The following is a 12,680-nucleotide window of genomic DNA, read 5'->3' as shown; positions in this document are numbered from 1 at the left end:
CTAGGTAAGCAGAACGGTGGCGAACGTCGCCACTTGGCGGAAGCCCACCCGCTCGTAGGCGCGGCGAGCGGCGACGTTGAAGCTGTTGACGTACAGGCTGGGCAGACGGCCGGAACGCAGAACCGCGTCGGCGACGGCGGCGGTCCCGGCGCCGCCGAGGCCCTGTCCGCGCAGGTCGGGCCGTACCCACACGCCCTGGATCTGCCCGACGGTCCGCGAGACGGCTCCGACCTCGGCCTTGAACGCGACCTCCGGACCGTCGAAGAGCACGTACGCGCGGCCGCCGAGGATCACGTTGGCCACGCGGCGGCGGTAGGCGCGACCGCCGTCGGCGCCCCGCGGATCGATGCCGACCTCAGCGGTGAACATGGCGACCGCGGCGTCGAGGTACCGGTCGAGCTCGGCGAGCCGCGCGGGCCGCACGCCGGCGTGCGCGAACGGCGACGGCTCGCTCATCGTCATGAGGGGCTGCTCGGGCCGGACCTCGCGAGCGGGACCCCAGGCCCCCTCGAGGCCCTCCCAGAGCGGCAGCACCATCTCGGCGCGCCCGACGACCGAGGCGGCGGCGCGGTGCCCGCGCCCGGCCCGTCCGGCGAAGTACCGCATGTCCTCGAGATCACCGCGCAGCGGCATGAGGTTCGCGCCCGAGAAGCACAGTGAGCTGCCGACGCCGCGGTGGGTCCACAGCTCGCCACCCAGGCGCCCGGGTTCGGTGCCGCACTCCTGGACGCGGCCGGCGACCATGCAGGCGGCGACGGGGTCGGCGTCGAGGACGGTCAGCACCCGGGCCAGGTCCCGCGGCGGGACCGGGCGCTCGTGCAGCATCCTCAGCACCGCTGCCTCCTCACCCCTGACTCGACCCGCCCTCGTCGGCGGGCAGCCGACTAGGACACCGTGACGACCGGTGTCCCGCTTTCACTATCCCCCGACTCCTCCGCGATGCGCAGGGCTTCCTCGATCAGGGTCTCGACGATCTTGGACTCGGGCACGGTCTTGATGACCTCGCCCTTGACGAAGATCTGGCCCTTGCCGTTGCCGGACGCCACGCCGAGGTCGGCCTCGCGCGCCTCGCCGGGGCCGTTGACGACGCAGCCCATGACGGCGACGCGCAGCGGCACCTCCATGCCCTCGAGACCGGCGGTCACCTCGTTGGCGAGCTTGTAGACGTCCACCTGCGCACGCCCGCACGACGGGCAGGAGACGATCTCCAGCTTGCGGGGGCGCAGGTTGAGCGACTGCAGGATCGCGTCGCCCACCTTGATCTCCTCGGCCGGCGGCGCGGAGAGGGAGACGCGGATGGTGTCGCCGATGCCGTCGGCGAGCAGCGATCCGAAGGCCACAGCGCTCTTGATGGTGCCCTGGAACGCCGGGCCCGCCTCGGTGACGCCGAGGTGCAGCGGATAGTCGCACTGCGCGGCGAGCTGCCGGTAGGCCTCCACCATGATCACCGGATCGTTGTGCTTGACGGAGATCTTGATGTCGCCGAAGCCGTGCTCCTCGAACAGGCTCGCCTCCCACAGCGCGGACTCGACCAGCGCCTCGGGGGTGGCCTTGCCGTACTTCTCCATGAGCCGCTTGTCCAGCGAGCCGGCGTTGACGCCGATGCGGATCGGGATGCCCGCGGCGCCGGCGGCCTTCGCGACCTCGCCCACGCGGCCGTCGAACTCCTTGATGTTGCCGGGGTTCACGCGCACCGCGGCGCAGCCGGCGTCGATCGCGGCGAAGATGTACTTCGGCTGGAAGTGGATGTCGGCGATCACCGGGATGTTCGCCTTCTTGGCGATGATGGGCAGCGCGTCGGCGTCCTCCTGCCGGGGGCAGGCGACGCGCACGATGTCGCAGCCCGACGCCGTGAGCTCGGCGATCTGCTGCAGCGTGGCGTTCACGTCGTGCGTCTTGGTGGTGCACATGGACTGCACCGAGATGGGGCTGTCGCTGCCGACGCCCACTCCGCCCACGTTGAGCTGGCGGGTCTTGCGACGGGGTGCGAGCGTCGGGACCGGGGCTGCCGGCATTCCCAAACCTACGGACATTTCCTGCTACTCCAGTTCAGTTGAAGAGCTTGATCGGATTGACGATGTCAGCTGTGAGGACGAGCAACATGTACCCGCCCGCGAGCGCCAGGACGACGTACGTCAACGGCGCGAGCTTCATGTAGTCGACGGGGCCGCCCTTGCGGCGCGTGACCAGGTCGCGGAGCTTCTCGAAGATCACCACCGCCATGTGGCCGCCGTCGAAGGGCGGCACGGGCAGCAGGTTGATCAGGCCGAGCATGAGGTTCAGGCCCGCGAGCAGGAGGAAGAAGACCGCCCACATGTCGCGCTCGACGACCTCGCCGCCGATCATCGACGCGCCGACCAGGGACTGCGGGGTGTCGAGGCCGCGCTCCTCGCCCTTGATCGCGTCGATGAGGGCGGGGACCTTCTGCGGCAGCTCGCCGATCGCCACGATCGTCTTGTGGCCCAAGTCCATCGTGAACGCGGCGGTGCCGCCGATCGCGGTGATCGGGTTGTAGTGGTCGGTCACCGGGATCAGTCCCACGGTGATGCCGATGGTAGGACCGGAGACCTCGACGAGGTCCTTCCCGTCCTCGGACGGCCGCCACTTCTTGCTGGTGAGGGGGTCGACCACGACGGTGCGCTCCGCACCGTCGCGCTCGATGCCGAGGGTGATCGGCCCCGTGGACGCCTGCAGGGCTTCGACGACGGTGTCCCCGTCGACCGCGCCGCCGTTGACCGTGGTGATCACGTCGCCGCGCTGCAGGCCCGCCTGCGCCGCGGGACTCGGCCGGCACTCGCCGACCGGCGTGCTCGGCCGCTCCTTCGTCGGCTTGGTGATGGCATCGGCGACGCAGCCGGTGGCGGCGACCGCCGCGCGCGGCGCGCTCGTCGACGGCAGCCCCGAGAAGACCGCCACGCCGTAGATGAGCAGGGCGCCCAGGATGAAGTTCATGCCCGGGCCGGCGAACAGCACGAACAGCCGCTTCCACGCGGCCTGCTTGTACATCGCCTTCTCCTGCTCGACGGGCGTCTTCAGCTCGTCGAGCAGGGTCATCCCGGCGATGTCGCAGAACCCGCCCAGCGGCAGCGCCTTGACGCCGTACTCGATCCCGTCCGGCCCCTTCGGGCGCCTGGTGGACCACAGCGTGGGACCGAAGCCGATGAAGTAGCGCCGGACCTTCATGCCCGTCGCCTGCGCCGCCCACATGTGCCCGCACTCGTGCCACGCGATCGACGCGAGGATGCACAGCGCGAACGCCGCGATACCCAGTGCGTACATCATGGGTTCCAGGATACCGGGCGATCAGACCAGCCCGACCAGCTCCGACGCCCGCCGGCGGGCCCACTGCTCGGCCGCGAGCACGTCCGCGACGTCGCGCGGCTCGGCCTGCCACTGCGCACCGTCGGACACGACCTGCGCGACCGTGTCGACGATGGCGAGGAAGGAGGTGCGGCCGTCGAGAAAGGCCTGCGCCACCACCTCGTTGGCGGCGTTGAACACCGCGGTGAGGCTGCCGCCGCGGGTGCCCGCGTCGCGGGCGACGGCGATCGCCGGGAAGGCCTCGTCGTCGACGGGGGCGAAGGTCCACGTGTGCGCCTGCGTGAAGTCGCAGGCCGCGGAGGCGCCCGGCACGCGATCGGGCCAGCCGAGGGCCAGCGCGATCGGCAGCTTCATCGACGGCGGCGAGGCCTTGGCGATGGTCGCGCCGTCGACGAAGGTGACCATCGAGTGCACGACGGACTGCCGGTGCACCGTGACGTCGATGCGGTCGTAGGGCACACCGAAGAGCAGGTGCGCCTCGATCACCTCGAGCGCCTTGTTGACCAGCGTCGCGGAGTTGAGCGTGATCATCGGCCCCATCGACCAGGTGGGGTGCTTGCCCGCCTGCTCGGGGGTCACGTCGGCGAGCTCGGCGCGCGTGCGGCCGAAGAAGGGGCCGCCCGACGCCGTGAGGATCAGCCGGTCCACCTCGGCCGCCGTCCCGCCGCGCAGGCACTGGGCGATGGCCGAGTGCTCGGAATCGACGGGCACGATCTGCCCCTCGGCGGCGCGGGCCAGCACCAGTGAACCGCCGGCGACCAGCGACTCCTTGTTCGCCAGGGCGAGGCGCGCGCCGGAGTCCAGCGCCGCGAGGGTCGGGCCGAGCCCGAGGCTGCCGACGACGCCGTTGAGCACCACGTCCGCCTCGACGGTCTCGACGAGCCTCGTCATGGCGTCCGGGCCGGTCAGCGCACCGTCGAAACCCGCGGCGCGGGAGGCGTCCGCGATGCCGATCCGGGCACCGTCGATTCCGACGGCGCGCGCCTGCTGGGCGAGGAGGTCGGTGTTGCCACCGCCGGCGCCGAGGCCGACCACCTCGAACCGGTCCGGGTTCTCGGCGATCACCTCCAGCGCCTGGGTGCCGATGGAGCCGGTGCTGCCGAGGATGAGGACGCGGGTGGTCACGGGCTCAGCCTATCGGCGGCCGCCCTCGCCCGACGGTCCGCCGTCGCCGCCGGTCCGGTCCCGCTGCGCCGGTACCGCTTTCGCCGCTGACGAACTGTCGACGAGGTCCGCGGGCGCCAGTTCGACCACCGCGGATACGGGGATCGGCCCGTAGACGTGCGGGAACAGTTCCTCGACCCCGGGCGCGGGCGGCTCGTACCGCACGTCGAGCCCCGTCGGATCGATGGAGAGCAGCACGAGATCCGCGGCGGGGACGTCGGCGTAGAACCGCTCCCGGACGCCGCGCCACTGCTCCGCCGTGGAGCAGTGCACGAAGCCGACGTCGGCGAGGGAGGCGCCGCGCGTGGACACGGTGTACTCGCCGGCGGCGCGCGCGGCGTCCCAGTCGGATACGAGAGCCAGATGGAAGATCACGGCGCCACGGTACCCAGGATTTCCCGCCCCTCGTACGACGCACGGTCGTAGCGGGATAGGATTCATCCGTATCCCGGGCCCCGGCCCGGTGCTCAGCTGAAGCGATGAAGGAGAACTCGAGTGGCAACCACCGACCTGGAGCGTCAGAGCACTTCGAAGGTCGACGTCGCCGACGTCCCGTCGCGCGACTGGGGCTGGAGCGGCAACGCCCCCACCGCGGCGCGCATCTCCGGCGTGCTGTTCGCGATTCTGCTGCTGCTCATGACCATCGGCAACCACCAGGGCAAGACCGAGGACATCTTCCTCGTCGGCTTCGCCGTGGTGATCCTGGGCTCGATCCTCGTGCAGTGGCTGACCACCCGCCGCAAGAAGTGGAAGTACTGAGCTACTTCTCCTCGGCGGCCAGCTGACCGCAGGCCGCCGCGATCTCCTGGCCCCGGGTATCGCGCACGGTGCACGAGACGCCCTGCGCGATCACCCGGCGCACGAACTCGTCCTGACGGTCCTTCGGCGACGCGTCCCACTCGCTGCCCGGCGTCGGGTTCAGCGGGATCAGGTTGACGTGCGCGAACTGACCGAGCTTCTTGCGCAGCTTCTCCCCGAGCATGTCGGCGCGCCACGGCTGATCGTTGACGTCGCGGATCAGCGCGTACTCGATGGACACGCGGCGGCCCGTCCGATCGGCGTAGTACCGTGCGGCCTCCAGCACCTCCTGCACGCTCCAGCGGTTGTTCACCGGAACCAGCGTGTCGCGCAGCTCGTCGTCGGGGGTGTGCAGCGAGACGGCCAGCGTCACGGACAGGCCCTCGTCGGCCAGCTTGCGGATCGCGGGCGCCAGGCCCACAGTGCTGACGGTGACGTGGCGCTGCGAGATCCCCAGGCCCTCCGGTGCCGGTGAGGTGATCCGGCGGACGGCCTGCACCACGCGCTTGTAGTTGGCGAGCGGCTCCCCCATGCCCATGAACACGACGTTCGACAGCCGCCCCGGTCCCCCGGACACGTCGCCGTCCTGCATCGCCTTCGCGGCGCTGCGTACCTGGTCCACGATCTCGGCGGTCGAGAGGTTGCGGTCGAGGCCGCCCTGGCCGGTGGCGCAGAACGGGCACGCCATGCCGCAGCCGGCCTGGCTGGAGATGCACAGCGTCGCGCGGTCGGTGTAGCGCATGAGCACGGATTCGAGCAGCGTGCCGTCGTGCAGGCGCCACAAAGTCTTGCGGGTGGTGCCGCTGTCGGTGGCGATGTGCCGCACGGGCGTCATCAACTCGGGCAGGAGCGCCTCGCCGACGGTGCCCCGCGCGTTCGCCGGCAGGTCGGTCATCGTCGCCGCGTCGGCCTCGAGCCGGCCGTAGTAGTGCCGGGCGAGCTGGTTCGCGCGGAACGCGGGCAGGCCGAGGTCCTTGACCGCGGTCCTGAGCTCGTCGTCGGTGAGGTCGGCGAGATGGCGCGGGGGCTTGCCGCGCTTGGGGGCGTCGAATACCAGGGGCAGGGAGGTGCTCATAACACCTCCATCCTCCCACGTCGGCGCCGCTGCGCCGACCAGCGTGATCCGAGCCACCGCGCGCCGAGTGTCGCACCCCCGCGCGAGGTGGCAGGATGACGCCATGCCCAAGGACGAAGACCACGTTCGAGACGGCGAAGAAGCGCTGGGTACCCCCACCCCCGGCCCCTCCGACGCCCTCGACGTCCCCGCCGATCCGACCGCCGTGCCGGCCGGTGCCGACGACGCCCGCACCGGTGCGACGACGCCGTCGTCGAAGCGCCGGATCGACACGCGCGACGCGTACGAACAGGTCAAGCACACACGCTCGGCCGCGCTGTGGTCCGGTCTCGTCGGCGGCGCCGTGGTGCTGCTGCTCCTGCTGGTGTTCATCGTGCAGAACCAGCAGAACACCGAGATCAACCTGATCTTCTGGACCGCGCGACTGCCGCTCGGCGTGTCGCTGCTCATCGCCGCGATCGGCGGTGCCCTGCTGGTCGGCCTCGCGGGCGCACTGCGCATCCTGCAGCTGCGGCGCGCGGCGAAGAAGCTGCAGGACTGACGGCGCTCTCCCCGCCACCGCGGTGAATCCACCGCTCACCGCGGCGGGGCGGCGTCCTCCTGCGCACCTCCGCCGCGGATTCACCGGCCGTGCCGCGCACGGGATCCGGCCGGGGTGAAACGATGGACCCATGCGCGCATGGGTCGTCTGGTCGGTGGCGACTCTCGCCTACGTCGTCGGCGTTCTCCAACGGACCTCGTTCGGGGTCTCCGGCACCGAGGCCGGTGAACGCTACGGCGCAGCGCCCGCGACGCTCTCGGCGTTCGTGGTGCTCCAGCTCGTGGTCTACGCGGGGATGCAGATCCCGGCGGGCCTGATGCTCGACCGGTTCGGATCGCGCCGCCTGGTGTTCACCGGCGCCCTGATCATGGCGCTGGGACAGATGACGCTGGCGCTCACCGGCGCTCTGCCCGTCGCCATCGCCGGCCGCGTCGCGGTCGGCATCGGCGACGCCCTGACCTTCGTCTCCGTGCTGCGCCTGGTGCCCGCGTGGTTCCCGGTGCGCCGCATCCCGCTGGTGACGCAGTTGACGGGCATGACGGGCCAGCTCGGCCAGATCCTCTCCGCGGTCCCGTTCCTGGCCCTGTTGCACGCCGAGGGCTGGACGCCCGCGTATCTCGCGGCCGCCAGTCTGGGGCTGATCGCCGCCGTCGCGGTACTGACCGTGGTGCGCGACGCCCCCGCCGACCGCATCCCCCCGCGCGTGACCGTCCGCGTCGCCGACATCCCCGGCATCCTCCGCTCGACGTGGCTGCACCCGGGCACGCGGCTGGGCTTCTTCACGCACATGGGTGCGATGTTCTCGGTGACCGCGTTCATGCTCATGTGGGGCGTCCCCTACCTCACGCTGGGCCAGGGCCTCTCGTCGGCCACGGCCGGCGCGATCGTGAGCTTCGGTGTGGCCGCGACGCTCGCCGCGGGGCCGGTGATCGGCTACCTCACCGGGCGGTTCCCGCTGCGCCGGTCGTGGATGGTCATCGCCATCATCGTCGGTAGCGCGAGCGTCTGGACGGCGGTCCTGGTGCGCGACGAGCCCTCCCCGGTCTGGCTGCTCACCCTGCTCGTGCTGGTGATCTCCGTCGGCGGCCCCAGCTCCGCGATCGGCTTCGACTACGCGCGCTCGTTCAACACGACGCGGGTGCTGGGCACCGCGCAGGGCATGGTGAACATCGGCGGGTTCCTCGCCAGCCTGGTGCTGATCCAGGCGATGGGCGCGGTGATGGGGTCCGGCGACGGGCTGACCTTCGACGGGTTCCGGGCGGCCTGGACGGTGCAGTACCCGCTGTGGGCGATCGCCCTGATCGGGGTCATCGTCACCCGCGGCAAGGCCCGGCGCCGCGACGGGATCACCCCGCGTCCACTGCGCGAGGCCGTGCGCCGCCGCCCCTGACGCCGGTCCGGGCGCTAGCTGCCCATCAGGGCGGTGAGTGCGGCCCACACCACCACGGCGCTGGGCAGCAGGGAGTCCAGCCGGTCCATGATGCCGCCGTGCCCGGGCAGCAGGGTGCCCATGTCCTTGATGCCCAGGTCGCGCTTGACCTGGGACTCGAGCAGGTCGCCGAGCGTCGCGGTGATCACCACGACGGGGCCGAGCAGCAGGCCCCACACCGGGTTCACGTCGAGCAGGAACTTCAGCACGAGCACCGCACCGACCGCGCCGGCGACCATCGACCCGGCGAAGCCCTCCCAGGACTTCTTGGGGCTGATCGCGGGCACCATCGGATGCTTGCCGAAGAGGACGCCCGAGGCGTAGCCGCCGACGTCCGAGCACACCACGAGCAGCACCAGCGCCACGACGCGCTGCGGCCCGCGATCCTCGGGGAGCACCAGCATCGCGCCGAAGGACGCGAACAGCGGGATCCAGGCGAGCACGAAAACGGTGGTCGAGATGTCGCGCGTGAACGAGTTCGGCGCGGCGGTGCTCTGGTGCCCCAGCAGTCGCCAGACGATGGCGACCAGCACGGTGGCGACGAACGCCGCCAGCACCCCCTCCGGGCCCAGCGGCCAGCTCAGCCAGATGATGGCCTGCCCGCCGATGAGCATCGGCCACAGTTCCAGGTTGGTGCCGGCGGCGCGGAAGCGCTTGACCACCTCCCAGGTGGCGACGGCGACGGCCGCGGCCACCAGCGGGACCCACAGGTGCGGCGCGAAGTACAGGATCGCCACGATCAGCCCGCCCAGGCTCACGCCCACGCCGATGGCGGCCGGGAGGTCGCGGCCGGCGCTGATGCGCCGCTTGCCGGACTCCTCGGGCCCGCCCGGTGCGCTCGGCCCGGAGCCGACTGATTCGGGGGTTTCCGGCACGGCTAGACCTCCATCAGATCGGCTTCCTTGCGCGCCACGAGGTCCTCGATCTGGGCGACGTACTTGGACGTCGTCTTGTCGAGCTCCTTCTCGGCGCGGGCCACCTCGTCCTCACCGGCGTCGCCGTCCTTGACGATCTTGGCCAGCTGGTCGTTGGCCTTGCGGCGCACGTTGCGGATGGACACCTTGGCGTCCTCGCCCTTGCCCTTGACCTGCTTGACCAGGTCCTTGCGTCGCTCCTCGGTGAGCTGCGGGATGCCGACGCGGATCAGCTGACCGTCGTTGGTCGGGTTCACGCCCAGGTCCGAGTTGCGAATGGCGGTCTCGATGTTGCCGAGCTGGTTCGCCTCGTAGGGCTTGATCACCACGAGCCGCGCCTCGGGCGTGGTGATCGAGCTGATCTGGGTGATGGGCGTGGGCGAGCCGTAGTAGTCCACGACCACCTTGGAGAACATCGCCGGGTTCGCGCGACCGGTGCGGATCGACTGGAAGTCCTCCCGGGCCACCGAGACGGCCTTCTCCATCTTCTCCTCGGCGTCGAAGAGCGTTTCGTCGATCACTTGGGTCACACGTCCTTTACTTCAGAATGGGTGGTTGCATCCGGCGTCACGGCCGGACGAGGGTGCCGATCTTCTCCCCCGCGACGGCACGGGCGATGTTCCCCTCCTCCAGGAGATTGAACACCAGCATCGGCATCTTGTTGTCCATGCAGAGGCTGAAGGCGGTCGCGTCGGCCACCTTGAGGCCCTTCTCCAGGGCGGCGCGATGGGTGATCTCGTCGAAGAGCTTCGCGTCGGGGTTCGTGCGGGGGTCGCTGTCGTAGACCCCGTCGACGGCCTTCGCCATGAGCACCACCTCGGCGCCGATCTCCAGCGCGCGCTGGGCGGCGGTGGTGTCGGTGGAGAAGTAGGGCATGCCCATGCCGGCGCCGAAGATCACGACGCGGCCCTTCTCGAGGTGGCGCCGGGCACGCAGCGGCAGATAGGGCTCGGCGACCTGCCCCATGGTGATGGCGGTCTGCACGCGGGTGTCCACGCCCTCCTTCTGCAGGAAGTCCTGCAGGGCGAGGCAGTTCATCACCGTGCCGAGCATGCCCATGTAGTCCGAGCGGGCGCGGTCCATGCCGCGGTTCTGCAGTTCGGCACCACGGAAGAAGTTGCCGCCGCCGATCACCACGGCGATCTCGTGGCCGCTGCGCGCGACCTCGGCGATCTGCTGCGCCACCGTCGTCACCACGTCGGGGTCGAGCCCCACCTCACCGCCGCCGAACATCTCGCCGCCCAGCTTGAGCAGCACGCGCTTGTAGCCGTGCCGCACCTTGTGCTCCGTGTCCTGATCCGTCTGCTGTCCCTGGGCCGTGTCCGTCACGACGACCATCCTATGCGGGCGGCGCAGTTCCTCGGAGCCGGTCCTCTATCAGGTTGCCCAACGCCCGCTGTCCGGCCGCTGTCGGGTGCAGTCCGTTGGCGTCCGGCTCCTGCTTCCTGAGCTTGGATCCGCCGATCCGCACGTACGGATCGGGCTCGCACGCGGTGCGTTCCATCGGAGGCTGGACGTACATCACCCGACGGTCCGCGGCCACCTCACGGATGAGCCGGTCGACGCTGCGGTACCAGGTGCGCCAGTGGCCGACGTTCTCCTCGGGGATCCCGGCCCGGTCCAGGCAGGCGCGGTCGAGCGGACCGTCGAGCGGGAACAGCGGGAGGTAGCCGACCAGGACGACCCGCACGTCGGGCGCGGCGGCGCGCTTGATCGCGTCGACGGTGGCCGCGTACTGCGCGCGCACGAAGTTCCAGCCCTGCGAGCCGGGCAGGTCCTGGGTGGCGACGGCGCCGCAGCGCTCGTCGGGCTCGCCGAAGCAGTGCACCACGATGTTGCCGAAGCCCAGGGAGTTCGCTCCGATGATGATCGTGACGAGCCGTGTGTACGGCCCGACGCCGAAGAGCTGCGGCGAGGTGTTCGGCTTGGGCGAGGGCTGGGTCAGGTCGTCGAGCGTGGCGCCCGAGCACGCGCGGTCGGTGAAGGAGTACGGCTGCAGGCGCTGGGCGAGGACGTGCCCGAGGTCGTCGCCGTTACGGGCGCACAGGTCCAGCGGCCGCACCTTGGCGGTGGTCCCGGACGCCGCGTAGCTGTCGCCCATCGAGACGTACTGGGCGCCGCCGGGCAGATCGGGGATGTAGCTCCTGGAGTTGCTCTGGTAGTGCACGTAGCCGCTGCCGCCGCCGATGTACGTCGACGCCCCGACCGCGAGCACGAGGCACGCGACGAGGGCGAGTGCGATCGCACGCCGGATCCAGGACACCCCGGCGAGACTACACAGGCGTGAACTCGCTCCTGCGTCGCGCGAGGTACGCGGACGGCGAACACCCCAGGAAGGCCCGGAACTCGCGGCTCAGGTGCGCCTGGTCCGCGTACCCGGCGCCCACCGCGACGTCGGCGGCGCCCGCCCCGGCCTCGAGCGCGTGCCGCGCGGCGTCGAAGCGCATCAGGCGGGCCGCCTGCTTGATCCCCATGCCGAACTCGGCCGTGAACCTCATCGCCAGGTACCGCGCCGACCACCCGGAGCGCTCAACGAGTTCGGCGACGGTGACCCGCCCCTGGCGGGCGACGAGGTGGGACCACGCCGCCGCCGCGTCGGGCTGCACGTCGCGGCCCGACGTCGCGTAGCCCGCCAGGACGCCTGCCGCGACGGCCTCACGACGGGCGACGGGTGCCGCCGCCACGCGGCCGTACAGCTCGGCGGCGAGACCCGGGTGGAGGTCGTCGAGTTCGACGGCCTCTCCCCCGAGCTCGGCCGCGGGTGCGCCGGTGAGCGCGCGGACGAGGCTCGGCAGGACGTCGACCTGGACGCCGCGCTGCAGCCCGTCGTGGTGCACCAGTTACGGCGTCGGGTGCATCCCGGACAGGCACAGCCGGAACGTCGTCCGGTCGGGCAGGCCCGGCCCCGTCAGGTCGAGGCCGTGCCCGAGGTCGATGATCAGCGTGAGCGCCGGCGACGGGACGGCCAGGTGCGTGCCGGGGACGACGCCGCTGATGTCGTAGGCGGTCGCGCGCGAGATCCCGGGCGCCGTCACCCCGCGTAGGTACCGAAACTCCACGTGTTGCCCTCCGCGTCGGCGATGGAGAACCCTCGCGACCCATAGTCCTCCTCCGCCATGTCGCGCACCAGGCGCGCGCCGATGGCCTGCGCGCGGGCGTACACGGCGTCGGGGTCGGTGACGACCACGTACACCCCGGACGTGCCGGGCGGGTTGGTGAAGGTCGTGTCGACCTTGCAGATGCTCGAGACCATGACCCGGCCCCGTCGGGCCAGAGCATCTCGGAGTGGACGACCTCGCCGTCACCGTCGCCCTCGACGAGGATCCCGTCCTCGAAACCGAGTCCGCGCAACCACTCCCGCTCCGCGAGCGGATCGTCGCAGGTGATGCCGGGCCAGATGTTCGTGTCTTTGCGTGTGGTGTTCATGCCTTCAAGACT

General features: G+C 71.0%; 16 protein-coding genes. 3 read left to right on the top strand and 13 right to left on the bottom strand.

From position 1 onward, the window contains the following. Genes BLQ62_RS09570 through BLQ62_RS09550 form a run of 5 tightly spaced genes read right to left on the bottom strand, consistent with a single transcriptional unit; the run spans position 1 to position 4,860 of the window. The gene (locus BLQ62_RS09570; RefSeq protein WP_068535512.1) at positions 1–834 is read right to left on the bottom strand and encodes a GNAT family N-acetyltransferase; all 834 of its coding nucleotides are present in this window, start codon (positions 832–834) and stop codon (positions 1–3) included. Between the two features lie 50 nt (positions 835–884). After that, the gene (ispG, locus tag BLQ62_RS09565) at positions 885–2,033 is read right to left on the bottom strand and encodes a flavodoxin-dependent (E)-4-hydroxy-3-methylbut-2-enyl-diphosphate synthase (protein ID WP_068535514.1); all 1,149 of its coding nucleotides are present in this window, start codon (positions 2,031–2,033) and stop codon (positions 885–887) included. Positions 2,034–2,049: 16 nt separating this feature from the next. Then, a complete protein-coding gene (locus tag BLQ62_RS09560) occupies positions 2,050–3,282 on the bottom strand; it encodes a M50 family metallopeptidase (RefSeq protein WP_068565734.1) in 1,233 nt (410 codons plus the stop codon). Positions 3,283–3,303: 21 nt separating this feature from the next. Then, the gene (gene dxr, locus BLQ62_RS09555; protein WP_068565735.1) at positions 3,304–4,446 is read right to left on the bottom strand and encodes a 1-deoxy-D-xylulose-5-phosphate reductoisomerase; all 1,143 of its coding nucleotides are present in this window, start codon (positions 4,444–4,446) and stop codon (positions 3,304–3,306) included. 9 nt (positions 4,447–4,455) lie between these two features. After that, complete coding sequence (locus tag BLQ62_RS09550; RefSeq protein ID WP_197467288.1) at positions 4,456–4,860, bottom strand: DUF952 domain-containing protein; 405 nt, start codon at positions 4,858–4,860, stop codon at positions 4,456–4,458. Between the two features lie 120 nt (positions 4,861–4,980). On the opposite strand from BLQ62_RS09550, the gene BLQ62_RS09545 reads away from it, so the two are divergent. Next, the gene (locus BLQ62_RS09545) at positions 4,981–5,244 is read left to right on the top strand and encodes a DUF2631 domain-containing protein (RefSeq protein ID WP_068535520.1); all 264 of its coding nucleotides are present in this window, start codon (positions 4,981–4,983) and stop codon (positions 5,242–5,244) included. Position 5,245: 1 nt separating this feature from the next. On the opposite strand, the gene rlmN is transcribed toward BLQ62_RS09545, so the two are convergent. Beyond that, entirely contained in the window at positions 5,246–6,358 is a 1,113-nt protein-coding gene (gene rlmN, locus BLQ62_RS09540) for a dual-specificity RNA methyltransferase RlmN (protein ID WP_068535522.1), read from the bottom strand. A gap of 103 nt (positions 6,359–6,461) precedes the next feature. On the opposite strand from rlmN, the gene BLQ62_RS09535 reads away from it, so the two are divergent. Together BLQ62_RS09535 and BLQ62_RS09530 are read left to right on the top strand one after the other, a co-directional pair. Next, positions 6,462–6,899 (top strand): LapA family protein, encoded by a 438-nt coding sequence (locus tag BLQ62_RS09535; protein ID WP_068535524.1) that lies wholly within the window; start codon positions 6,462–6,464, stop codon positions 6,897–6,899. 130 nt (positions 6,900–7,029) lie between these two features. Beyond that, positions 7,030–8,289: an MFS transporter gene (locus BLQ62_RS09530; RefSeq protein ID WP_068535526.1), complete on the top strand. Its 1,260-nt coding sequence runs from the start codon at positions 7,030–7,032 to the stop codon at positions 8,287–8,289. Between the two features lie 14 nt (positions 8,290–8,303). On the opposite strand, the gene BLQ62_RS09525 is transcribed toward BLQ62_RS09530, so the two are convergent. Genes BLQ62_RS09525 through BLQ62_RS24130 form a run of 7 tightly spaced genes read right to left on the bottom strand, consistent with a single transcriptional unit; the run spans position 8,304 to position 12,495 of the window. Further along, positions 8,304–9,203: a phosphatidate cytidylyltransferase gene (locus BLQ62_RS09525; protein WP_068535528.1), complete on the bottom strand. Its 900-nt coding sequence runs from the start codon at positions 9,201–9,203 to the stop codon at positions 8,304–8,306. 2 nt (positions 9,204–9,205) lie between these two features. Next, positions 9,206–9,763, bottom strand: a complete 558-nt coding sequence (gene frr, locus BLQ62_RS09520) for a ribosome recycling factor (RefSeq protein WP_068535530.1) — start codon at positions 9,761–9,763, stop codon at positions 9,206–9,208. A gap of 46 nt (positions 9,764–9,809) precedes the next feature. Next, positions 9,810–10,580 (bottom strand): UMP kinase, encoded by a 771-nt coding sequence (gene pyrH / locus BLQ62_RS09515; RefSeq protein ID WP_279386758.1) that lies wholly within the window; start codon positions 10,578–10,580, stop codon positions 9,810–9,812. Between the two features lies 1 nt (position 10,581). After that, positions 10,582–11,505, bottom strand: a complete 924-nt coding sequence (locus BLQ62_RS09510; protein ID WP_068535531.1) for an SGNH/GDSL hydrolase family protein — start codon at positions 11,503–11,505, stop codon at positions 10,582–10,584. Positions 11,506–11,515: 10 nt separating this feature from the next. Then, positions 11,516–12,079 (bottom strand): helix-turn-helix domain-containing protein, encoded by a 564-nt coding sequence (locus BLQ62_RS09505; protein ID WP_231857605.1) that lies wholly within the window; start codon positions 12,077–12,079, stop codon positions 11,516–11,518. 3 nt (positions 12,080–12,082) lie between these two features. After that, positions 12,083–12,277 carry a hypothetical protein gene (locus tag BLQ62_RS24135; protein ID WP_231857606.1) on the bottom strand — a complete coding sequence of 65 codons (195 nt, stop codon included), beginning with the start codon at positions 12,275–12,277 and terminating at the stop codon, positions 12,083–12,085. Next, on the bottom strand, positions 12,274–12,495 hold the full coding sequence (locus BLQ62_RS24130) for a VOC family protein (protein WP_231857607.1): 222 nt from the start codon (positions 12,493–12,495) through the stop codon (positions 12,274–12,276). Before BLQ62_RS24130 ends, BLQ62_RS24135 begins: the two co-directional genes overlap by 4 nt. Positions 12,496–12,680: the final 185 nt, after the last annotated feature.

Origin of the sequence: Tsukamurella pulmonis, from assembly GCF_900103175.1 — a bacterium.
In the GTDB taxonomy this organism is placed as follows: Bacteria; Actinomycetota; Actinomycetes; order Mycobacteriales; family Mycobacteriaceae; genus Tsukamurella; species Tsukamurella pulmonis.
The sequence above is the reverse complement of the archived record's forward strand: the minus strand, read 5'-3'. Positions and strand labels throughout refer to the sequence as shown.